This window comes from Streptomyces sp. NBC_01363, from assembly GCF_026340595.1.
GTDB lineage: Bacteria > Actinomycetota > Actinomycetes > Streptomycetales > Streptomycetaceae > Streptomyces.
The window spans coordinates 809,442-832,787 of sequence record NZ_JAPEPF010000002.1 but is presented as its reverse complement, the minus strand read 5'-3'; the positions used below and the strand labels follow the sequence as shown (position 1 = coordinate 832,787).

Sequence of the window (23,346 nt, the reverse complement as noted above, 5' to 3'; positions counted from 1 at the left end):
GCATTGCCGGTGCCCTTAGAACTCCTATCGCAATGACTTCAGGCGCCGCCAGCAGATGAGTGCGCATCCGAGGGTGAGGAATGCTTCGTGGATGTCGTCGCGTATCTCCCAGCGGATCCGCAGGCGTCGGAACCAGTGCAGATGGGCGAACGCACGTTCCACGACCCAGCGTTGGGTACCCAGGCCGGAACCATGCTCGGTGCCGCGTCGGGCTATCACCGGTTTCACGCCGAGGTCCCAGACCAGCCGGCGGTACTTGTCGTGGTCGTAGCCGCGGTCGCCCAGCACCGCGTTCGGGCGGCGCCGGGGTCGGCCGCGCTTGCCGCGCACGGGCGGCACGGCCTGGAGAAGCGGGATCAGCTGGGTGACGTCGTTGCGGTTGCCGCCGGTAAGGGTGACCGCGAGCGGGATGCCAGTGGCATCGGTAATCAGGTGATGCTTGCTGCCCGTCCTGCCCCGGTCAACAGGGCTTCGTCCCGTCTTGGCTCCCCCTTTAACGCCCGGATGTGGGAGCCGTCGACTGCTGCCCGGGAGAAATCCAGGGCGTTCGCACCGCGGAGTTCGGCGAGGAGGACCTCGTGCAGCCGAGGCCACACGCCGGCCTCGGTCCACTCAGCCAGGCGGCGCCAGCAGGTCATGCCCGAGCCGAAGCCGAGTTCCTGCGGCAGGTGTTCCCAGGAGATCCCGGTGTGCAGCACGAACAGGATGCCCTGGAACACCAGCCGGTCCGGGTGCCGCTTGCGTCCCGGATGTCGGGTCCGACGCTCGACCTTGGGCAACAGCGGCTCGATCACCGCCCACAACTCGTCATCGACTTCCCACGGCTTCGGCCGAGCCACCCCGCACCCCCGGATCAACGCTCCCGGAGTGATCCAACCACCTCGAAGATCATTTCGTTAGGAGTTCTTAGTGCCGTAGCCGCACGCGCAGTCCCTCAGCCAGCTCTCGCCTGCACCGGCCACCGCGCCCCGGAAGTCAGGCAGTTCAAGCAGCTGGCGGGCCGCCGCCCGGTTCACGGCGGTCCGGTCCTCGCCTCGCGCAAGTACTTTGGCGAGGACGAACGACTCGGCGGTGGTGTAGCGAAGCACGCCCCAGGCGGGGCCGCCCCCGCCCGCCGACGGTTCGCGTGCGATGACCCGGGCGGACTGGATGCCGTAGTCGCCGAAGCTGAGCCACGGGACGTAGCCGCGGGCGGCGGCGGTCAGCTCACGCCAGACGAGCCAGTCCGTGCGAGGTTCGGCCCGCAATCCTTCCTCCAGCATCTTCGCGGTCACGGACGGGAACCCACCGCTCAGAAAGGCTGCGGTTCTCCAGGGCGTCAGGGGCATCAGCGCATCGAACGCACGCAGTGCCTCCTTTCCTGCATCGGGGCGATCGCCCAAGACCGCACCCAGGTCGAGGAGCAGATCCGCCTCGTCGGCAGGATCCAGGCGGGCGAGCAGGGCGCGAACAGCGTGGGCTGCGTGATCGTCCCACTCGCCCGGCAGTGCCACCCGTATGCCGACGCCGCTCCCGCTGCGCCGCGCAGCCTCCAGCGCGGCTGTCTGCTGGAACTCAGGACGGTCGGGCCCGGTGACCGGACGCAGTGCGCTCAGCTCACCGAGGTCGGCCAGCACGGACATGAAAACCCGCAGTTGGACCTCCCCTGCGAAGGGGGTATCGATCCAGGCCGGATGATGGCGCTGCACTCTGCTCACAGCATGCGCTTCGCGCCGTGTGTGTGCGACGAGTACGTCGCGTACCGACCCATGACGCGGCGGAAGATTCCAGAGCGGCACCACCGATCCCTGAACAGCCGGACTCAACTGCCGGTACGCCGCGATGGCGTGCGGCGCCGCCGACAGGACGGGAACGTACGACGGTCCGGACATGACGGCTCCCCCCTGGCTGTGCCCGTGCCCTGGCTCCCCTTCTTCAGGGTCTACCCCGTCGGCATTTCACGGAATGACGCCTTTTCGGCCTGGGTGGCTGGACTACGCCAGCGGCCTGCTCACCAAGATCGGCTACTCGGACGGCACGCCCGACGCCACCCTCGGCTACGACGGGGCGGGGCGCATGACCGGCTCCAACACCCTCACAAGCGGGGACCCGGCCGGGTAGATCTCCCCCGCCACTATCGGATGCGCCACCTGCGCCTGCGACCACGACGTCAGAGGTGACCAGGTCGCCACGCTCGAGGACGGCGCGGTCACCCAGCCGCGCCCAGTGGGACCCCAACGCCCCCGGACTGCCTCGCAGCCAGAGCGTAAAGATAACGCCCCATTTACCCAGATATAGCCAGTTCGGGATGTAGTACCGACCTTTCGGTAATCATCCCCATGCCCCCGCGGCTTCATCGAGGACACCTCCGGTGTCAGAGCTCACGGTTAGGATTCACGGGGTCTGCGACCTGGTCGGGCCGGCGGTGGAACGGCACGGGTGCCCGGGAGCGGACACCCACTCGGCACGGAATCAAAGGGCGGGGACAGCACATGCGGGAAGGCCGGTGGACCACGGTCACCGAGTCCGAGTTCGACCATGAGCACCGCGGTCTGGAAGCCATCCGGGAGAAGCTGCCGGACTCCGACCCCTGGCGGGCCTGGTCGAATTTCACCTTCACCGCGAACACCGGACACGTCCGCGAGGTCGATCTGCTCGTCGTGGCCCCCGGCGGCGTCTACATGATCGAGCTGAAGGACTGGCACGGCTCCGTGACCAGCGAGAACGGCACCTGGATCCAGACCACCCCCGGCGGTCATCGTCGCCCCCACGGAAATCCCCTCCACCTCGTCAACAAGAAGGCGAAGGAGCTGGCCACGCTGCTCGGCCAGAACGGCAGGCGGGTGTGGGTGGGCGAGGCGGTCTGCTTCACCGACGGCGGCCTGCGGGTCCGACTGCCTGCGCACGACCAGAACGGTGTCCATACCGTCGCCGAGCTGGTGGCCATGCTCCAGCAGCCGCCGCGCGACGAAAGGCGCCGGATCACGGCTATCGACTCGCGCGAAGTCAAGACAGCACTCGACCGGATCGGCATCCGGCGCAGCGAAGCCGAGTACAAGGTCGGCCCCTACCAGCTCGAGCGGAAGTCCTTCGATTCCGGCCCGACGTGGGCCGACTACCGGGCCGGCCACACAGAACTGCCGGAGATCGCCCGCGTCCGTGTCTACTTGAGCGAGCGCGGCTCGGACGCCACCCTCCGGCGGTCGGTGGAGAACGCCGCCCGTCGCGAGGCAGCAGTACTCCAGGGGTTCCGCCACCCCGGAGTCGTGGGGCTGAAGCAGTACTTCCCTTCCGGGCACTCCGCAGGTCCGGCGCTGATCTTCGACTACCACCCGCACACCCTCCGGCTCGACGAATACCTGCTCCAGCACGGCAAGAAGCTCGACATCCTCGGCCGGATGGCGCTCGTCCGCCAGCTTGCCGAGACGATGCGGTCCGCGCACTCCAGCCGGATCCACCACCGGGCGCTGGCCGCCCGCTCCGTTCATGTCATCCCACGGGACCGTGGCCGCCAGGGGCATGCCGTCGGCGAGGACGCCGCCTGGCTCACCCCCCGCCTGGAGATCTCGGACTGGCAGATCGCCACGCAGCGCGGCTCCAGCTCGGGTGGTGCCACAGGCCAGGGCATGACCCGTTTCGCGCCCACAGCCCTGTCGGCGATGCACCTGTCCGAAGGTTCCGACCCCTATCTCGCCCCCGAGCTGACCGCTCTCAGCGCCGACCCCGTCTACCTGGACGTGTACGGGCTCGGAGTCCTCACCTATCTGCTGGTCACGGGCAAGGCTCCGGCGGCGAGCCAGGCCGAGCTGCTCGCACGCCTGGAGGCGGGTGAGGGCCTGCGTCCCAGTTCCCTCGTGGACGGGATGTCCCCGGACATCGACGAACTGGTGCAGGCGGCCACCGCATACCGGCCGGGCCAGCGCCTGTCCTCGGTGGACGAGTTCCTGGAGATGCTGGAGCTGGTCGAGGACGGCCTGACGGCGCCGACGTCCGCACCTGTCGAAGCCGAAGCTGAAGCCGAGACCCCCGAGAAGGACCCGCTGGAGGCCGTGGCGGGTGACGTGCTCGGCGGTCGCTGGGAAGTCCGCCGCCGTCTCGGCACCGGGTCCACCAGTCGGGCGTTCCTTGTACGCGACCTGGAGGCGGAGGCGCGCAGGACCCGCCCGCTGGCGGTGCTCAAGGTGGGCCTCTCGGACAGCCGCGGCGACGTGCTGGTCCAAGAGGCCGAGGTGATGGGCCGGCTGCGGCCGGACTCCCGGGTGATCCGGCTCGTCGAGCCGGAGCCGCTGCGCATCGCGGGGCGTACCGTCCTTGCCCTGGAGTACGTGGGTGACGAACGCGAGGCCTCCGACGACGCTGCCGAGGCCGCCGAGACCGGCACCCGGACCCGGCCCCGTCGCCGCGAGGAGACGGTCGCACGCCAGCTCCGCGAGCGGGGCCGGCTCCAGATGGACCAGCTGGAGGCATACGGCGACTACCTGTTCGGCGCCGTCGACTTCCTGGAGGGCGAGAGCGTCTGGCACCGCGACATCAAGCCGGACAACATCGCCATCCGCATCCGCCCCAACCGCACCCGCGAGCTGGTCCTGATCGACTTCTCACTGGCGGGCTACCCGGCGAAGGAGTACGAGGCCGGTACGGAGGGCTATCTCGACCCGTTCATCGGCACCCTGACCCGTACCGCGTACGACTCGCACGCCGAGCGGTACGCCGTCGCGGTCACTCTGCACCAGATGGCCTCCGGCGAGCTGCCCAAGTGGGGCGACGGCTCCGTGCCGCCTCGGATGACGGACGAGAAGGAAGTCCCGCACGCGGCCGTCGCCGCCGACGCGTTCGAACCCGCCGTGCGGGACGGCCTGGTGGCCTTCTTCCAGAAGGCCCTGCACCGGGACGCGTCCAAGCGCTTCCCCGAGCTCAAGCCGATGCGGGATGCCTGGCGGAAGATCTTCCTGGACGCCTCGCAGACGGTGCCGTCCAGCCACCGCTCCCGCCACCCCGAGCCGGTCGTCGACCAGACTCCGGCCGACGGCGGGCCCGTCATCGCGGACGCCGAACCCCTCACCGCCGACCAGCAGCGCGACAAGCTGGCCGCGGCGGTCACCCGGGACACACACCTCTCGTCCGCCGGCCTCACCCCTGCCGCCGAGTCCTTCCTGTACGGACTCGGCATCACCACCGTCGGCGGCCTCCTCGACTACAGCCGCAGCAAGCTCCTGAACGCCCCCGGCCTCGGCACCAAGACCCGCACCGAGGTGCAGCGCCGCCAGCGGCAGTGGGGCAAGCTGCTGAGCGAGGCGCCCCTCTCCCCATTGACCCCGAAGGGCCGGGCCGAAGCCAAGGAAGAGCTCGCTCAGCTCACCGTGACCGAGTCGGCGGTGCTCGGCGCACTCGCCGCGAGCGAGGGCGCGGGCGGCCTGACAAGGCCCGCACTGCGTTCGGTCAGCCTGGACACCCTTGCCACGATCTTCGTGCCGGAGCTGAACAACAACCGCTCCAACAGCAACAAGGTCGAGATGGTCCGGCTCCTTCTCCGGCTGCCCGACGAGCGCGGCGAACTGCCCGACATCGGCGTCTGGCCCAAGCAGAAGGACGTGGCGGAGTCCCTCCATCTGTCGGCGGGACGTATCCCGCAGATGCTGAAGGAGGAGCGCAAGCGCTGGAAGAAGCTCCCGGCGGTGCAGGCTCTGCGCGAGGAGATCATGGACCTCCTCGCGGGGCTCGGCCGTGTCGCCTCCGCCGTCGAGATCGCCGACGCCCTCGCCGTACGGCGCGGGACGCAGCTCTCCGAGCGCGAGCAGCGCCGCGCGCTGGCACTGGCAGCCGTACGGGCTGTGGTGGAGGTGGAGCAACTCGAGCCGGAGGAAGCCGAGTTCCAGCACCATCCCAACCGCAGGGCCACGGAGGACTCCCTCGCCGCGGGCCTGCTCGCCCTGGACGTCCGGGACGGCGACGCCCCGGACACCCCGACGGCCCCGGGTCTGCTCGACTACGCGATGCGCCTGGGCAGGACGGCCGACCGGCTCACCCGCCAGGGGACCCTGCCGACCGCGACCACGGTCCTGAACGAAATGGGCGCGCTCACCCCGCCCCCCGGCCTGGTCGAGTGGGACGAACGGCGCCTCGTCGAACTGGCCGCCGCCGCCTCGGCGAACGCGGCGGCCACACCGCGCCTGGAGATCTACCCCCGCGACCTTCCCCTGGTACGTGCCCTCCGGCTCACCCAGGCCGGCCTGGTCCGACTGATCCCGGGCGTGCCGGAGGCCCGTCAGCCGGGCCTCACCGGCGAGGACATCCACGAGCTCGTACGAGCCCGCTTCCCGGAGCTCGTCGTCCCCGACGGCCGGGGCGGCTCGACGCACGAGCTGCCGACCGGCGGCCCTCTGACCAAGGCCCTGCGCGACGCCGGCTTCGAACTCACCCTGTTCACGCGCGAGGACACCAAGACCTTGCGCTACCTGCCCACGCGGATGGACAGCGCGTCCAGCTACCTGACCAGCGGCGCCTGGCGCCAGACCACCGACACCGGCGCGGTGACCCGGTACTCCGACGACCCGCTCCTCGCGGGCGCGGTCCGCGCCGACGAACGGCTCATCTCCTCGGCGCGGCAGGACGGCTACCGGGTCCTGACCGTGCACCACGGCCGAACGGTCGACGCGGTACGGGAACTCACCGCCCCCCGGATCGGCGCCCAGCCGGTCTCCGTGACCGAACTCTTCCTGGAGTCCATGCACTCCCTCGTCCCGCCGGCCACCAAGCCGACCTGGGAGACCCTGCTGAAGGCGGATGTCGCCGAGCCGGGCTCGCGGGGCGCGCTGAAGTTCGCTGAGTACGCGACGACGGCCTGGGGCACGGTGGAGCCGCGCGTGCGGGAGCTTCTGGAGCCGGGGGCAGGAAGTGGGCCGGTCCTCCTGACGGAGGCGGGTGTGTTCGCCCGGTACGACGCGATGGGCGTCCTGGACCGGCTGGGCGAGGCGGCGCGGCAGGGCGGGCGGGGGCTGTGGCTGCTGGCGCCACAGCCGGACCCGGCGCGGGAGCCTCGGCTGGGGTCCGTGGCCGTGGCGTACCAGGCGGGCCTGGGCGAATGGGTCGAACTTCCGGACTCGTGGGTGAAGAACGCCCACCGGTCGGGTGCAGCGCAGTTGGATGGAACCGAGGGAGACAACAAGTGATCGACCGCAAAGCCCTGTTGAACGACCTGAAGCAACAGGTCAAAGCGGTTGAGACGGACCTCGGCAAGCAGGTGAAGGCGGTCCCGGAGGTCGGCGCGAGACTGAAGGGCGAGTACGACCGGGCGCGGAAGCTGGGGCGTACGGCGGCGACGTGGAACACGTGGCTGGACGAGCGCGTGACGCAGGTCGCGGTGGCGTGGGTGCTGGGGTCGGTGTTCGTCCGCTTCACCGAGGACAACGGGCTGATCCCGGAGCCGTACCTGACGGCGCCGGAGCCGGACCGCCGGGACCTGGCGCTGGCGCGGTACGAGGACTACCTGGCGAAGTCGGAGGACCCGACGTACCGGGGCTGGCTCGAGCGCGCCTTCGAGGAGCTGGGCGCGGGGCAGGCAGGCCGGCTGCTGTTCGACCAGCGGCACAACCCGCTGTACCAGATTCCTCTGTCGCATGACGGGGCGCGGGAGTTGGTCGACTTCTGGCGGGAGCGGGACGAGGCGGGTGCGCTCGTTCACGATTTCTCGGACGCGCTGGAGGAGAACGGCGACGGTACGGAGGGCTGGGACACCCGGTTCCTGGGTGACCTGTACCAGGACCTGAGCGAGGCGGCCCGGAAGACGTACGCGCTGCTCCAGACCCCGGAGTTCGTGGAGGAGTTCATCCTCGACCGGACGATGGACCCGGCGGTGAGGGAGTTCGGCTACGAGGGCCTGAAGATGATCGACCCTACGTGCGGGTCTGGGCACTTCGTGTTGGGTGCGTTTCGGAGGCTGGTGCGGCTGTGGGGGGAGGGCCAGCCGGGACGTGATCTGCACGAGCGGGTGCGGGCGGCGCTGGACTCGGTGCACGGGGTGGACCTGAACCCGTTCGCGGTGGCTATCGCGCGGTTCCGGTTGTTGGTGGCTGCGATGGCGGCTAGTGGGGTTCGGACGCTGGGGGAGGCCAGTCGATACGAATGGCCTATTCACCTGGCAGTGGGCGACTCGCTGATCAAGCACCGGCACAAGCAGGGGAATCTGTTTGACGACTTGGAGGAAGAGGGCGCGGACGAGCTCGCCGACTTCAAGTACGAGACGGAGGACGTGCACGAGCATCCGGGGATTTTGGAGACGGGTCGGTACCACGTGGTGGTGGGGAATCCGCCGTACATCACGGTGAAGGACAAGAAGCTCAACGAGTTGTATCGGGGGCTGTACGACGCGTGTGCGGGGACGTATGCATTGTCGGTGCCGTTTGCTCAGCGATTCTTCGAACTGGCGAAGGCGGGGGACGCGGAGAGCGGACTCGGGTACGGCATGGTCGGCCAGATCACGGCTAACTCGTTCATGAAGCGTGAGTTCGGTACGCGGCTAGTTGAGACGCACTTCGGCCATGAGGTGGAACTGACGGAGGTCATTGACACGTCGGGGGCGTACATCCCGGGACACGGGACACCGACGGTGATCCTGGTTGGAAGGCCACGAGGCGGCAGCAGGCGCTCGGCGACGATCCGTACAGTACGAAGTGTCCAGGGTGAGCCGTCGGCGCCTGAAATGCCTGAGGACGGCATGGTCTGGAACGCCATCGCGACTCAGATCGACGAGCCGGGGTCGGCCAGTCAGTGGGTCTCGGTGGATGATCTGGAGCGAGGACGCTACTTCGGTAGGCAGCCATGGATCCTGACCGATGGGGGACTAGAAATCGTCGAGGAGCTGACCAGGAAAGAGTCCGCGAAGGTTAAGCACTTTGCAATCCGAGTCGGATTCTTCGGCGACAGCCACTCAGACGAAGTCTTCACCCTTCCTGCGAGCGGCCCAATTTCACGTCGCGCCAGCGACCTACACGCTCTCCAAAGTCACAGAGGGGACCAAACTCGCGACTGGGGTTTCACAGGATCTGACCTTGCCGCATTGCCTTACGATGATGAGCGCACAATCTTGCCTACGAGCTCTCTCTCCTACGAATTCAAACACCACTTTTGGCCGTATCGCACTCCTCTATGGAAGCGCACCATTGGAACCGGAAAAACCTATTCCTCTGCCGGAAAAGATTGGTGGGCCTGGCATCAGCTCCCAAAGGATGTGGAAGCCCACCCGTGGACACTCGCGTTCGGTGAAGTGACCACCCACAACCACTGGATTCTAGATAGGGACGGAAGGGCATTCAACCGCACCGCTCCCATCATCAAACTCCGCAAGGACGTTACCGAAGAACAGCACCTTGCGCTCTTGGGGCTCTTCAACAGCTCAACTGCATGTATGTGGTTGAAGCTGAACTGTCACAACAAGGGAGGACAGGGGGTAAACGAAGGCTTCAAGTCGCAAGAATGGGAGCGCTTCTACCAGTTCAACGGCGCAAATGTCGAAAGACTCCCAATTCCGCCAGAATCTTCAATCGATCTGCCTACTGCGCTAGACACGCTCGCACACCGACTTGCCGCCACAAGCCCCACCTCCCTTGCTGCGGAGAATGCTCCCACCGGATCTCTGCTCCGCGAGGCCCGTGACACTTGGCGTTCCACCCGCGCCCGGATGATCGCGCTTCAGGAGGAGCTGGACTGGCAGGTGTACTCGCTCTACAACCTGCATCCCGAGAACTTGCGCGTCTCGGAGGACCTCGACTCCGCCGAGATCCCCGAACTCGCTCTCGGCGAGCGTGCCTTCGAGATCATTCTCGCCCGCCGCGTCGCCGCAGGCGAAGCCAGCGATGAGTGGTTCAAGCGGCATGGGTCTACGCCCATCACCGAAATCCCCACCCACTGGCCCGCCACCTACCGCGCGATCGTCCAGAAGCGGATCGACGCCATCGAGTCGTCCCGCGCCATCGGGATGGTCGAGCGCCCCGAGTACAAGCGGCGCTGGGCCACCGAGGGGTGGGACATCCTCCAGGACAAGGCTCTCCGTTCGTGGCTTCTCGACCGGATCGAGGACCGGGCCCACTGGTTCGATGAGAACGGGATGCCCGCCCTCATCACGCTCTCCCGGCTCACCGACAGCCTGTCCCGTGACGAGGACTTCGTCTCCGTCGCCAGGATTTACGCTCCCCGCAAGGAACTGGCCGCCGTCGTCACCGAGCTGATGACTGACGAACACGTGCCGTTCCTCTCCGCCCTGCGCTACAAGCCCTCCGGGCTCAAGAAGCGCGCGGACTGGGAACATGTGTGGGACCTCCAGCGCCAAGAGGACGCCGCCGAGGACGAACCGGCCAAGCGGAAGATCCGGGACGCCATCCCCGTACCGCCGAAGTACACCTCGGCCGACTTCCTGCGGCCCTCTTTCTGGCGGGCGCGCGGCAAGCTGGACGTGCCCAAGGAGCGGTTCATCTCATACGGGCAGACCAACGCAGCCACCCCCGCTTTGTACGGATGGGCCGGCTGGGATCACCGGGAACAGGCGTACGCCCTCACCACGTACATCGCCACCCACGAGTCGCTGACTGCCGAGGAAGCGACTCCCTTCCTGGCGGGTCTCCTCGAACTCCAGCCGTGGCTGGACCAGTGGCACGACGAGTTCGACTCGTCCTTCGGTTCCTCCCCGGCCGCGTTCTTCCGGGGTGACCGGCAGATGGAGCAGGGCAGGCACGGCCTCACCGACGACGACCTGCGCGCCTGGCGCCCGGCCGCCGCCACGCGAGGACGTCGTACGACGAAGAATTAGTCTTCCCGCATACGCCAACGGCCCCCGCGATCTGGACCGATCGCGGGGGCCGTTGCTGTCCGCTCAGACGCTCAGTCGCCCGTCCCTGACCGCCGTGACGAACGAGGACCACCCGCCAGCCGGGAACACGAGCGCCGGGCCGAGGGGGTTCTTGCTGTCCCGCACCGGGACAACGGCGGCGAAGTCATCAGAGACCTCGACACACGCACCACCGTCCTGGTTGCTGTGGCTGCTCTTGCGCCAGGCTGCGGCGCTCAGGTCGATGGATCGCACGGCAGTTCCTCCAACATGCACAGGACGAATTTCTGCGACTCGGCCGGAGAAAGCGCCAGGTCACGCATCGCATCGTACGCACGTTGCATGCGCTCCACTGCAAGGTTTCCCTCGAAGAGTTCGCCTCCATATCCATGCTCCGTGTATGCAACGGTACGGCCGTCCGTCAGTCGCAGGAACCAGACATCCGTGCTCGACAAGCCATGCAAACCCGCGCTCTGCGGCAGCACTTGAAGGGTCAGATTCGGCCGCTCGGCCACCTTGGCCAGGTACTCAAGCTGCTCCCGCCATTCCGCCGCATCCCGCAGTGCCGTCCGCAAGGCCACCTCCGACAAGATCGTCCGGAACGGCGGTGCACCCTCCCCCACAAGTAGGTCTTGGCGCCCCATCCGCGCGTCCACCTGCCGCGTCAGGTCGTCCCCGCTGAACCCACCCGCAGCCAACAACTCCCGCGCATACCCCCGCGTCTGCAACAACCCCGGCAGCACACTCACCGCAAAATGCCACAGGCTCACCGCCTCCGCCTCCAGCGTCATGTACCGCCGGTACCGCTCCCGAAACTGCGACTTGTCCCCCGCCGCCAGTTCCCACAGCGCCAGCAGCACTCCCGGCGTCCCGTAATGCGTATCCAGCGCCTGGACGACCTCCGGGCTGCCGAGCGTCTCGCCCTTCTCCATCTTCCCGAACAAGGACCAGTCCCAGCCCAGTCGTTCGCCGAGCTGCCGCAGGCTCATCCCGCTGCCCGTCCGCAGTATCCGGAGCTCCTCCGCGAACCGTTGGCGTGGCTCCTGGCTTCGGCCACTGATCACTCGTCGCTGCGGCATGGCGCTCCCCTCCGAGGCGTTCGCGCGGGCGGTTGTGGAAGGTGTGGAACCACCGCCGTGCTGCGGGGAGCCCATCCCCATTCCACGGCGTAGGCACCGACATCCGGACGCATCCTCGTAACACCCTGACTACGCAGAGTAATTCACTGCACGTCACCGGGTCAGGGAATCCACAGAACCCCACAGGGAGCGAGCACCCATGACGACGCAGCAGCGACCGGACAGCAACCCGCCCACTGACGCCTCCACCCCCAAGATCAAGGAGGCCCTGGACGCCCGCGACGCACTCGCCGCCGCCCTCACCCAGGCCGGCGTCCAGCTCCCCGCGATGGACATCCGTACCCCTTGGGTCGACGACCGCGAAGGCGAGGCCCGGTACGCGCTCGTCCACCTCGGGGTGTGCTCCGCGCCCGTGGCCCACGCGCTCGCCACTGTGATCATGAACGGGATCGCCCGGTGAAGGACGAGACGGTCCCCGCCATCGGGGAGGCCGTCCGTGACACCTCCCGCGACCGCGTGGGACGTGTCGCGGACAACCACGGACCGTCCTGCCGGCTCCGGCCACTCGGCGGCGGGCGGGAATGGGACGCGGACCCGGGTCACCTGCGGCCCATGAGCCAGGACGAGCTGCTGAGCGCACTCCTCGCCGAGGTCAACGCACGGAGCCGACAGGGCCGCTGAGCCACCGCACAGAGCGTGCGGAGTCCGGACTACCCCTCCACGTGATCTACACACTGACCTAGGATGACGAGGATCATCGCGGCCCGCCGGGCTTCCGCTCCGCTTCAGCGGACATTCAGAGGACATGCCCCCACCCGCACGAGCTACTTCGTGCTGCCTGGGGGCATTTCTTGCTGTTCCGTGAGTCCGCGGCGTCCGTGGCCGCCCGCATCCTCGAAGGGTCGCTGGCGCTGCATCTGATCGAGAACTTCGTCCACCAGCACGGCCGCCGCCCCGGAGACTCCGAAGTGCGGTCCTGGGAGCGCAGCATCCCCGCCCTCACCAACGCGCTGATCGAAGCAGGTCTCGGTGACGTCGAGGTGATGCTGGAGTACTCCTTGCCCCTGACCAGCAAGCGCGCGGACGCCATAATCGCCGGGGTGCATCCGACGACCGGCGAACCGTCCTACGTGGTCGTGGAACTCAAGCAGTGGAGCGCGGCCTACCCGGAGGAGGACGAGCCCCTGCTGTGCCGCATCGACGCGTACGCGCAGCCGGTGCTCAACCCCATCGAGCAGGTCAGGGGCTACTGCGAGTACCTGCTGTCGTTCAACGGGGCACTGGAGCGGATGCCGAAGTCACTGGCCGGAGTGGCGTTCCTGCACAACGCGACCGAGTTCGGTGTCGCCGGCCTGCGAGAAGTCACGGAGGACCAGCAGGGCCGGATGTACACCGGGGAGCAGCGCGGCGCCTTCCTCGACTTCCTGCGCTCTCGGCTCGCCCCGAAGCCCGGCGCGGAGGCGGCCGATGCGCTGCTCCAGGGCAAGGTGCGGCCGTCGAAGCAGCTGATGGCTGTCGCGGCGGCCGAGATCCGCGACCGGGAGCAGTTCGTGCTCGTCGCGGAGCAGCGGCTCGCGTACGAGCTGGTGCTGTCCGCCGTGCGCAAGGCCAAGCGCGGCAACCACAAGCAGGTGATCGTGGTGACCGGGGGGCCCGGCTCCGGGAAGAGCGTGATCGCTCTGTCGCTGCTGGGCGAGCTGTACCGGCGCGGGGAGACCGCCCTGCACGCGACCGGTTCGCAGTCGTTCACCAAGACCATGCGCAAGGTCGCGGGGGCCCGGAAGCCCGAGGTGCAGAAGCTGTTCATGTACTTCAACAGCTTCATGGAGGCCGAGCCGAACGACCTCGACGTACTGATCTGCGACGAGGCGCACCGGCTCCGCAAGACCTCCGCCAACCGCTACACCAAGGCAGCGCTGCGCACCGACCGCCCGCAAGTGGCGGAGCTGATCGACGCGGCCAGGGTGCCGGTGTTCCTGCTCGACCAGCACCAGGTGGTGCGGCCCGGCGAGATGGGGACCAAGGAGGAGATCGAGCGGGCCGCCGCCGAGCAGGGGGTGGACTGCGCGGTGGTGGAGCTGGGCGGTCAGTTCCGGTGCGGCGGCAGCGACGCGTACGTGAAGTGGGTCGCCGACCTCCTCGGCCTGGAAGGCGGCGACCCGGCCATCTGGGAGCCGGACGGCAAGGTGCAACTGCTGACTGCCGAAAGCCCCCAGGAGCTTGAGGACTTCCTCCTCGCACGCCGGAAGGTGGACCGCTACAGCGCGCGCATGTCGGCCGGCTACTGCTGGAAGTGGACGACGAAGGTCACTCCTGACATGCCGTCACTGCCCGCCGATGTCGTCATCGGCGACTGGGCGCGGCCGTGGAACCTCTACGGCGACCGATCGGTGCTCGGGGCGCCGCCGGCTCCCCTGTGGGCCACCGATCCGGCAGGATTCGGCCAGGTCGGTTGCGTCTACACGGCGCAGGGCTTCGAGTACGACTGGTCGGGCGTGATCATCGGGCCCGACCTGGTCTGGCGCACGGACCACTGGGTGGTGGACCGGACCGCTTCGAAGGACCCGTCGTTCACCAAGGCGACCCCGGACGCCCACGTCGACCGGCTCATCCGCAACACCTACAAGGTGCTGCTCACTCGGGGCATGGTCGGCACGGTCATCTACTCGACCGATCCTGAGACGCGGGACAAGCTGCGCTCGCTCGTTCACCCGGCCTCGGGCGTCGAGGCGGTAGCCGCCCTGGTGTGACCTCCGGTGACCGAAAAGGGTCATCCGATGTCAGACCTACGCCATACGATCGGTTGAGCCAGAACACCAGTCCCGCCGGAGAGTGAGATCGTCAATGGCCCAGCAGCCGCCCCTGCTCCGCGATGTCATCGACATCAAGGAGTCCATCTCCACTTCGGACTTCGTGCTCCAGCTCTCGGAGGCGACGACTCCCGAGGGCGCTGAGCGCGCGCTCCGCGACTACGTGGTGACCGAGCGGCTGCTGGAGAACTTCGACGAGGCACTCGGCCTGATCCGGTCCGCGCTCGACGGACGGACGTCCAAGGCGGCGTACCTGCACGGCTCGTTCGGTTCAGGTAAGTCGCACTTCATGGCGGTGCTGCACGCCCTGCTCAGCGGCAGCCCAGCGGCTCGCGCCCGCGAGGACCTCGACCCTGTGCTGACGAAGCACGAGTGGCTCGGCACGGACGGGAAGAAGTTCCTGCTCGTGCCGTACCACATGCTCGGGGCGAAGGTGCTGGAGCAGCGGGTGCTCGGCGGGTACGTGACCCACGTCAAGAAGCTGCACCCGGAGGCGCCGACGCCGCAGGTGTACCGGACGGACGCCCTCTTCGACGACATCCGGGCGATGCGGGCCAGCATGGGCGACGGGCCCGTCATCACGGGCCTGACCTCGGTCGACGAGTCCGGCGTTGTGGCGGCCGAGGACGAGGACGACGAGTGGGGCGAGTCCCTCACCTGGACGTGGACGCCGGCCCTCCTCGACACCGCGCTCGCCGCCGAGGAGGTGCACGAGGCGGGTCAGGCACTCAATCTGGTCCGCCCGTCCACGCCGCCCGAGCTGCGGGCGCGGCTGGTGCGCGACGCCAGTACGAATCTGCTGCCCGGTTTCGCGAAGAACGCTGCCGAGAACGAGCACGGGTTCATCTCGCTCGACGCCGGTTTGTCCGTGATCGCCGAGCACGCCAAGGGGCTCGGTTACGACGGGCTGGTCCTCTTCCTGGACGAGCTGATCCTGTGGCTGGCCACGCTGATCCACGAGGAGAAGTTCGTGGCCCGCGAGGCCAGCAAGATCACGAACTTCGTGGAGGGCGGCGATGCCCGGCGCGCCATCCCCGTGGTCTCCTTCATCGCCCGCCAGCGCGACCTGCGCGAGCTGGTCGGCGAGGAGGTGTCCGGGGCCGCGGAGTCCTCCATCCAGGACACACTCAATCTGGCCTCGGGCCGGTTCGACAAGATCACGCTCGAGGACCGGAACCTGCCCCTGATCGCGCATGCCCGTCTGCTCCAGCCCAAGGACGGCGAGGCCGCTGCCCTGGTCAAGACGGAGTTCGACAAGACCCGTAAGGTCCGCCAGGAGGTGTGGGACACCCTCCTCGGCTCAGACCGCGGCGCCGACGGCATCGGGGCCGACGAGGAGAGCTTCCGGCTGACGTACCCGTTCTCCCCGGCGTTCATGGACACCCTCGTCCATGTGTCCTCGGCGCTCCAGCGCAACCGGACCGGTATGAAGCTAATGGGTCAGCTTCTCGCCAATCACCGCGCCGAGCTGCGCCTGGGCGACCTGATCCCGGTCGGCGACCTGTACCCGCTGATCACGGCCGGCGGCGACAAGCCCTTCACCAACAGTCTGAAGGTGGTCTTCGAGGCCGCGGACAAGCTGTACCGGACCAAGCTGCGCCCTTACCTCCTCCTCACGCACAACGTGTCGGAGGAGGACATCGAGCAGTACACCAACCGTCCCGACAGCCTCACCGACCAGGAACTGCGCGGCCGGGTCAAGCTGTTCGTCGGCGACAACCGGATCGTCGGCACGCTGCTGCTGTCCGCGCTTGCGCCCAGCGTCCCCGCTCTCTCCGACCTGACCATCCGACGGCTGTCCGCCCTCAACTACGGCTCGGTGGTCGCTCCGATCCCCGGCCGCGAGTACGGCATCCTGAAGAACAAGGTGGCCGAGTGGGCGGGCCGCTTCCCCGAGATCAAGGAGACCGGCACCGACAGCAATCCGGGTGTCCGTCTCGAACTCTCCGGGGTCGACGTGGATTCGGTCATCGCCAACGCCAACGTCAACGACAACCCGGGCAGCCGGAGCGCCCTCGCCAAGCGGCTGCTCGCCGATGAGCTCGGCATCACGCAAGGCCAGTTGATCGACGAGCTGAACTTCGTCTGGCGGGGCACGGAGCGCAGTGTCGAGGTGATCTTCGGCAACGTGGCGGACGAGGACGAGCTGGCGGATCACGACCTGATGCCGCAGCTGGACGGTCGCTGGCGGATCGCGATCGACCTGCCCTTCGACGAGAGCGAGTACGGGCCGGTCGAGGACGCCAACCGGATGCGGCGGCTCCGTGAGAAGCAGGGCGAGCCGTCGCGTACGGTCGCCTGGCTCCCCACCCACCTCTCCAGTCAGCGGTATGCCGACTTCCGTCGGCTGGTCGTGATCGACAAGGCGCTCGCGGACGAGCAGCGGTTCAACGGTCAGTACGCGGTCCATCTGAACCCCGACAACCGGGCTAGCGCCAAGGGGCTGCTCGAAACCCAGCGGGAGTCCCTGCTCAAGAACGTCAAGGCCGCCTTCAAGCAGGCCTACGGGCTCGCCGACAAGAAGGCGACCGACGTGGAGCTGGGGTTCGGCGACCACCTGGAGTCACTGCGTGCGGTCGACGGGCTGACGCTCTCCTTCGGCCAGTCGCTGCGCGACGGGATCCGGCACATCGCGGGCAAGCTGCTCGCGAGCCAGTACCCGGATCACCCGGACCTCGACCCCGACGGCAACGGCACCGTCGTCAAGCCGGCCGACGCCAAGAAGGTGTTCGGACACGTCCAGGCAGCCTCCGAGGCCCGTGACGGGCGGGCCGAGGTCCCGGCCGCCGACCGGAACCTGATGCGACGGGTGGCCGGCCAGCTGCGGCTCGGCCAGCAGAAGGAAGCGTATTTCGAGGTGTCGCGCTACTGGGCGGACCACTTCCAGAAGCTCGCTCGCGAGCAGGGGGTGACCGGGGACCTCAGTCTGATCACACTCACCGACTGGACGGACCGGCCGAATCCGCGCGGACTGCCGGCCTTCCTCTCCCGGCTCGTGGTGGCCTCGTTCGCCGAGATGGACGACCGGGTGTGGGTGCGGGCGGGCATTCCTCTCGACCCGGCGCCTGGACTCCACGAGATCAAGGACCAGGATGCGCTGCGCAGCCAGCCGCTGCCGTCGGAGGAGGTCTGGGAGGCTGCCCGCCAGCGTTTCACGACGGTGTTCGGTGTACCCGCGCCGACGCTGCGACGCGGCCGCATGGTGAACCAGCTCGCCCGGCAGATCGCCAAGGAGGCGGGGGCCTACCGGGAAGAGGCTCGCCAGCTCGTGACCGAGCTGGAGCGGCATGCCGCCTTCCTTCAGCTGGACGAGACCGTGGAGGCCGGCCGGCTCGCCATCGCGCGCCGGGCCGTCGATCTGCTGGACGCCCTCACGCGCTCGGCCGGCCAGGGTGCCGCCGGTGCGAAGAAGACGGTGGAGGCGCTGGCCGCCTTCGACTTCGGCGGGGTCAGCGCGGACCGCTTCGGGACCTCGGTCAAGCAGGCCGGGGCGGTGGCCCGGGCGCTGGACTCGGCATCGTGGACCACCCTCGACCTGGCCACCGCCGAGGGCCCCGAGGGCGCGGCACTGCTCGAGTCCCTGCGCAATGCCGCCCGCAGCGACCAGCGGACCAACGACCTCAAGGACGCTTTGGCCCGCACCCAGCGCGAGGTCCTCGCGCTGGTCAAGCGGAACCGGGCGACGGTCACCCCGCCGCCCCCGCCTGTTCTTCCTGTCCCCGGTCCGGGTGACGTGCCTCTGGACACGCCCTCCCGCCATCCGCGTGTGCCGGAGGAGGGGTCCTCTACCAGCCCCGCCGAAGGGTCCACCGGTACCGGCCGGGTGCGGCGTTCGGGCGGCAGCCGTACACCTGCGATGCAAGCGGTGGCCGAACTCCAATCACAACTGGCAGAGTTGGCGGCACAGGAGCCCGGTGCCACCATCGAGATCACCTGGCGGGCAGTCGAGGCATGAGCGCGGTGACGACCAGCACGGTCGCGGTGCGGTTGAACCTCGCGACGATCACCCAGTACCTGTCCGCCCAGGCGTCCCTCGCCGATGCTCTCGTGGGCCGGGGCAAGCGCAGAGCCGTCCTGTTGCGTTCCGCACCGCAGTGGGACGGTCCCGCCGAACCGGTCTGGGGCGACGGGCAGTCCGCCCGCGTCGTGGCAGCGCTGTCCCCACTCGCCGTGCACGAGCTGCTGCTCGACCATCTCGCGGACCGGGCCACAGGCCCTGCCGTGCTCGTGATCCTCACCGATCGCGAGCAGAACGAACTGGACCCGGCGATCCTGGCACGTGCCCACAAGCAGCGCATCGACGCCGTGGACAGCTGGGACGTGGTCCGGGACGCATTCGGCGCCCAGCAAGTCGACCCCCGGCTCAAAGAGGACAACTGGGCTGCTGAGGCGCTCCTCGACGCCGCTCCGCCCAAGCGCTGGCCCCGTCTGGCGGGCGGCATGCTCTCGCGGCGCACGGCGCTGTCCGCCCTGTCGCTGCGTCGGCTTCGGCTCGGCCCGTACGAGGACGAGTCGGCGGCACAGGATCACACCGCGGCGGCCGGCAGCCTGGACACGCATACGCTGCTCGGCTGGTCGCTGACTCCCGGCCGCCCCGAGAGGTTTCTTGAGCTACGGGGCCCCGAGCGCTCGGGGCTCACGGAGTTCCTCAGTGAGGAGGATCAGGCCGGGCTCGCCGGGCGGGCACTCCTCGCCCTCGTCGAGGCGGAGCACGGGGCCGACACGGTCGCGTTCGGCCTGGTGTGCGCGGCCCTGTGGTGTCATGCCTCGGCGGATGCGTCCACGTACACGGCACGCGGTCGGGCGGAGCGCTGGTTCGGGGAGCGGCGACCGGCTGAAGGCGAACAGTTCGACACCCTCGCAGCCGCATTCGGGCGGGCGGCGGAGGAATACGTCGTCGGTCTCCTGGCCCGGACCGCCAGGGGCGGTGGCGACGGAGCGGACGAAGCCCGCGAGGCCCGCAGGATCACCGACACCGTCCTGGAGCGCGCCTCGGCACTGATCCGTCAGTTCGGCGCGGAAGCCGCGGCCCAGGAGAGCCCGGTGCTGCCGGCGGGCCTGGACGCCAGGTTCACCACCGTGGGGCGGACGCTCTCGGCCGGCCGGGCGGACCCGCTCGCTGCTGCGGTCCGCGCTCTGGGCGAGCACCGGCGTGGGAACGGGCCGGACGTACGAGCGCGCGTCGAGCGCACACACATGGCCCAGCGGCTGGCCCAGTGGCTGGCCAACGAACCGGCCGTCGACGCTCCCTCGGTCTACGCCGCCATACAGCGCCATCTCGCCGAGACCGGGTGGGTGGACCGCGCCCTTGAACACATCGAGGCCGGCGGGGACCCCGATGCCGTGTTGAAGGCCGCGTACGACGTGCTCGTCGCTCGTGTACGCGCACGGCGGCACGAGATCGACCGCGACTTCGCCCGCGCTCTCGCGACCTGGACGGCCGCGGGTACCGAGCCCGGTGCGATGCTCACGGTGGAGACCTTCCTGGAGCGCACCGTGAAGCCGGTCGTCCAGAGCGCAGCCGACCGGAGGATTCTCCTCCTCGTACTGGACGGCATGAGTGCGGCCATCGCCACCGAGCTGGGCGAGGAACTACGTGCTTCCTGGGCCGAGTTCGATCCCTTGGACGAAGGTGTCCCACGTCGCCGTGCCATGGCCGCGGCCCTGCCGACGCTGACCGCGGTCTCCCGTACGTCACTTTTCGCGGGAAGACTGATGCGGGGGTCGCAGAAGGACGAGGCCCAGCTGTTCCCCGGCCTGGCCCTCTGGCGCGGTGCGCCCGCCGCCGTGTTCCACAAGGACGACCTGCGGGCGGAGAGCGCGGGGGCGACGTTCGGGCCCGCGCTCACCGAAGCGCTCATGGACGGCCGGACGCACGTGGCAGTCGTCCTCAACGCCATCGACGACCGGCTTGCCAAGGAGCAGAAGCTCGGCGACGGAGCCTGGCAGGCCGAGCACATTCCCGCTCTCCTGGATCTGCTGCGCGTCGCCGCCGGGCAGGGCATGGCTGTACTGGTCACCAGTGACCACGGGCACGTGGTGGACCGGCACGGCATGAAGGTCGATACCGAGTCGCCGCAGTCGGCCCGCCACCGGGCCGAGGGCGGCAGGACGGCGGCGGCCGAGGTCGAGTTGCGCGGGCACCGGGTGGTCGCGCCGAAGCCCGGCGGATCGATCGTCGCGCTGTGGGATGCCGATTCCAGGTACACGGCCCGGAAGGCCGGCTATCACGGCGGGGCATCCCTTGCGGAGTTCACCATTCCGGTCCTTGCCTTTCTGCCGTTCGGAGCCACGCCTCCCCCGACCTGGCGGGAGCTGGGTGATCAGCGTCCGACCTGGTGGCTCCTCGAAGAGCAGGTAACGCGTCCGGTCATGGCGGCCACTCCCGAACCGGCTCCCGCAGAGAAGCGGCACACCCGCCAGAAGCCGAAGAAGGAACAGGCTCACCTGGCCAGGACGCACGACTCGTTGTTCGATGTCGCCCTGGTGCCCGCGGGTGAGGGTGAGGAAGCACTCGTGAACAAGGCACTGGTGGATCCCGACGACGCTCTCATCGAGGCCCTCTTCGCATCGGAGGCGTTCCGGGGACAGATCGGCCTGCTGGCACGGAAGCCGCCGATGGACAAGGTGGACCGCGCGATCCGGGCCCTGGTCGATGCGGGAGGCACCCTTCCGGTCACGGCGCTGGCCCAGCGCGTCGAGTACCCGGCCACCCGGGCGGACGGCTTCGCCGCCATCCTGCGGCAGTTGCTCAACTACGACGGCGTGCAGGTCCTGGAGACGCTTCCGGACGGTCGGACGATCCGTCTCGATCTCTCCTTGCTGCGCGATCAGTTCGATCTCAGCTGACAGAGCGGTGAGAGCCGCACCTCATGAACGGACCGGGGGGCCATGAGCGCCAACGATCGTGTACTGATCAACGCGATGATCGAGGAGCAGCGGAACGCGCGCACCGTTCCGCTGTCCTTCGACGCCACCTTCGAAAGGTTCGCGGCCGAGCACGCCCTGCACGGCTACGGCCTCTCTGAGGAGGAGATCGAGGCCGGTGTGATCGGTGGCTCGGACGACGGCGGCATCGATGGGGTGTACGTCTTCCTCGGTGGCAGGCTGCTCCACGAGGACAGCGAGATCTTCTCCCCCCAGTTCGCCGCCACGGGGGTGGAGGCGGGATCTCAGCTGACGCTGTGGCTCGTCCAGGCGAAGACCAGCACCGGCTTCTCCGAGGTCGCACTGGACAAGGTGGCTTCCACCTGCTCGAACCTCCTGGACATGGAGGTCGACGAGTCCGTGGTCGGGCTGCTGTACTCCGACGACCTGCTCGCCCGCTTCGGAATGTTCCGCAGGGCCCTGACCAAGCTCCTCACCCGCCACCCCACGGTACTGATCAAGTTCTCGTACGTGACGCGCGGCGAGGCGGGCGAAGTGCACCCGAAGGTGCAGGCGAAGGGCAAGATCCTGGAGGCACAGTTCTCCAACGCCTTCGCGATTTCCACGGGCGAGGTGGAGTTTCTCGGGCCTGCGGAGCTGTGGAAGCGTGCCAGCACCCTGCCCTCGTACACCCTGGAACTCCCGTACCGGGAGAGCATCACGCACGGCACCAGCCACATCGCGCTGGTCGCCCTGGGCGAGTACATCGACTTCCTGAGCGAGGAGACCGGGGCGATACAGACCCATATCTTCGACTGGAACGTCCGTGACTATCAGGGGAACGTCGAGGTCAACCGGGAGATCACCGCGTCCCTCCAGAATCCTGACGCGCCGGAGTTCTGGTGGCTCAACAACGGCATCACGATCGTGTGCTCTCAGGCGACCTCGATCGGCAAGCGGATGAGCCTGTCCGACGTACAGATCGTGAACGGGCTCCAGACCTCGTACACGCTGCATGAGACGCTCAGCGGCCTGTACGCGACCGATCCGGGTGCGGCGGTGTTCGAGAGGCTGGTGCAGGTGCGCATCCTCGTCACTGCCGACCAGGCAGCGCGGGATGCCGTGATCCGGGCGACCAACCGGCAGACGAGCGTGCCCGTGGCATCCCTGCGGGCGACGGACGACATCCAACGGCAGATCGAGTCGTACTTCCTGGAGCACGACTGGTTCTACGACCGGCGCAAGAACTTCTACCGCAACCAGGGCAAGTCGGCGGACCGGATCATCAGCATCCCCCTGCTCGCCCAGTCCGTCATGGCGATGGGCCTCGGCCGGCCCGACTACGCCCGCGCCCGTCCGTCGAGCCTGCTGAAGTCGGACACCGACTACCGGCGCGTCTTCTCCGACAAGACCGAACTGCCGGTCTACCTGTGGCTGGCAAAGGCACAGCGGCAGATCGACGCCTTCTTTCAGGTGGCACCCGAACTCGTCTCCCGCTCGGAGCACACGAACCTTCGCTTCCATCTCGCCATGCTCGGCGCCGTCGATCTCGTGGGCAGGGCGTTCGGGAAGCCGGGGGAGTTGAACAACGCCGCCCGGGAGGACATCTTCCCCACCACCGTCCGCCTGGTGTCCCTCTGGAAGTCGCTGAAGGAGCAGTTCGACGACTTCCAGAACGAACGGCAATGGAGTCCCGACAAGACCGCCAAGAGCGGCGACTTCGTCGCCCACCTGACGACCGCCCTCGGATACGGGCCACTGCCCCGCAGATGACGCGAGAGCCGGTCGAGAG

At 68.5% G+C, this 23,346-nt stretch carries 13 protein-coding genes; 9 read left to right on the top strand and 4 right to left on the bottom strand.

Annotation, left to right across the window (positions count from 1 at the left end):
- Window positions 1-24: 24 nt before the first annotated feature.
- A protein-coding gene (locus tag OG611_RS31600) for an IS5 family transposase (RefSeq protein ID WP_266427980.1) occupies window positions 25-839 on the bottom strand; the annotation gives its coding sequence in 2 pieces (ribosomal slippage) (window positions 25-494 and window positions 494-839; 816 coding nt in all).
- A gap of 57 nt (window positions 840-896) precedes the next feature.
- Window positions 897-1,871, bottom strand: coding sequence for a hypothetical protein (locus OG611_RS31595; RefSeq protein WP_266427977.1), 975 nt, complete (start codon window positions 1,869-1,871; stop codon window positions 897-899).
- 73 nt (window positions 1,872-1,944) lie between these two features.
- Between OG611_RS31595 and OG611_RS31590 the strand changes: the two genes are divergently transcribed.
- The 3 genes from OG611_RS31590 to pglX all read left to right on the top strand — a co-directional run bounded on the left by OG611_RS31590 (window position 1,945) and on the right by pglX (window position 10,780).
- On the top strand, window positions 1,945-2,100 hold the full coding sequence (locus OG611_RS31590) for a hypothetical protein (RefSeq protein ID WP_266427974.1): 156 nt from the start codon (window positions 1,945-1,947) through the stop codon (window positions 2,098-2,100).
- Window positions 2,101-2,471: 371 nt separating this feature from the next.
- Window positions 2,472-7,148 carry a BREX system serine/threonine kinase PglW gene (gene pglW / locus OG611_RS31585; protein WP_266427971.1) on the top strand — a complete coding sequence of 1,559 codons (4,677 nt, stop codon included), beginning with the start codon at window positions 2,472-2,474 and terminating at the stop codon, window positions 7,146-7,148.
- Complete coding sequence (gene pglX, locus OG611_RS31580) at window positions 7,145-10,780, top strand: BREX-2 system adenine-specific DNA-methyltransferase PglX (RefSeq protein ID WP_266427968.1); 3,636 nt, start codon at window positions 7,145-7,147, stop codon at window positions 10,778-10,780. Before pglW ends, pglX begins: the two co-directional genes overlap by 4 nt.
- Window positions 10,781-10,843: 63 nt before the next feature.
- Here the strand turns inward: pglX and OG611_RS31575 are convergent, their stop codons facing one another.
- Entirely contained in the window at window positions 10,844-11,053 is a 210-nt protein-coding gene (locus OG611_RS31575) for a DUF397 domain-containing protein (RefSeq protein ID WP_266427966.1), read from the bottom strand.
- Entirely contained in the window at window positions 11,035-11,877 is an 843-nt protein-coding gene (locus OG611_RS31570) for a helix-turn-helix transcriptional regulator (RefSeq protein ID WP_266427963.1), read from the bottom strand. Before OG611_RS31570 ends, OG611_RS31575 begins: the two co-directional genes overlap by 19 nt.
- 199 nt (window positions 11,878-12,076) lie before the next feature.
- Between OG611_RS31570 and OG611_RS31565 the strand changes: the two genes are divergently transcribed.
- The 6 genes from OG611_RS31565 (at window position 12,077) to OG611_RS31540 (ending at window position 23,327) form a co-directional block, all read left to right on the top strand.
- Complete coding sequence (locus tag OG611_RS31565; protein ID WP_266427960.1) at window positions 12,077-12,337, top strand: hypothetical protein; 261 nt, start codon at window positions 12,077-12,079, stop codon at window positions 12,335-12,337.
- A complete protein-coding gene (locus tag OG611_RS31560; protein ID WP_266427958.1) occupies window positions 12,334-12,558 on the top strand; it encodes a hypothetical protein in 225 nt (74 codons plus the stop codon). The genes OG611_RS31565 and OG611_RS31560 overlap by 4 nt, the downstream gene beginning before the upstream one ends.
- A gap of 170 nt (window positions 12,559-12,728) precedes the next feature.
- A complete protein-coding gene (locus OG611_RS31555) occupies window positions 12,729-14,627 on the top strand; it encodes a DUF2075 domain-containing protein (RefSeq protein ID WP_266427956.1) in 1,899 nt (632 codons plus the stop codon).
- A 94-nt stretch (window positions 14,628-14,721) separates the two neighbouring features.
- The gene (locus OG611_RS31550; RefSeq protein ID WP_266427954.1) at window positions 14,722-18,642 is read left to right on the top strand and encodes a phage resistance protein; all 3,921 of its coding nucleotides are present in this window, start codon (window positions 14,722-14,724) and stop codon (window positions 18,640-18,642) included.
- Entirely contained in the window at window positions 18,639-21,536 is a 2,898-nt protein-coding gene (gene pglZ, locus OG611_RS31545) for a BREX-2 system phosphatase PglZ (protein WP_266427951.1), read from the top strand. The genes OG611_RS31550 and pglZ overlap by 4 nt, the downstream gene beginning before the upstream one ends.
- A gap of 42 nt (window positions 21,537-21,578) precedes the next feature.
- Window positions 21,579-23,327, top strand: coding sequence for an AIPR family protein (locus OG611_RS31540; RefSeq protein ID WP_266427949.1), 1,749 nt, complete (start codon window positions 21,579-21,581; stop codon window positions 23,325-23,327).
- Window positions 23,328-23,346 lie beyond the last annotated feature (19 nt).

What these genes read in the sequence shown, in the direction of transcription:
- pglZ (WP_266427951.1), top strand. Translation starts at nt 18,639, where the DNA reads ATGAGCGCGGTGACGACCAGCACGGTCGCGGTGCGGTTGAACCTCGCG.
- OG611_RS31570 (WP_266427963.1), bottom strand. Translation starts at nt 11,877, where the DNA reads ATGCCGCAGCGACGAGTGATCAGTGGCCGAAGCCAGGAGCCACGCCAA.
- OG611_RS31540 (WP_266427949.1), top strand. Translation starts at nt 21,579, where the DNA reads ATGAGCGCCAACGATCGTGTACTGATCAACGCGATGATCGAGGAGCAG.
- pglW (WP_266427971.1), top strand. Translation starts at nt 2,472, where the DNA reads ATGCGGGAAGGCCGGTGGACCACGGTCACCGAGTCCGAGTTCGACCAT.
- OG611_RS31590 (WP_266427974.1), top strand. Translation starts at nt 1,945, where the DNA reads ATGACGCCTTTTCGGCCTGGGTGGCTGGACTACGCCAGCGGCCTGCTC.
- OG611_RS31565 (WP_266427960.1), top strand. Translation starts at nt 12,077, where the DNA reads ATGACGACGCAGCAGCGACCGGACAGCAACCCGCCCACTGACGCCTCC.
- OG611_RS31595 (WP_266427977.1), bottom strand. Translation starts at nt 1,871, where the DNA reads ATGTCCGGACCGTCGTACGTTCCCGTCCTGTCGGCGGCGCCGCACGCC.
- OG611_RS31550 (WP_266427954.1), top strand. Translation starts at nt 14,722, where the DNA reads ATGGCCCAGCAGCCGCCCCTGCTCCGCGATGTCATCGACATCAAGGAG.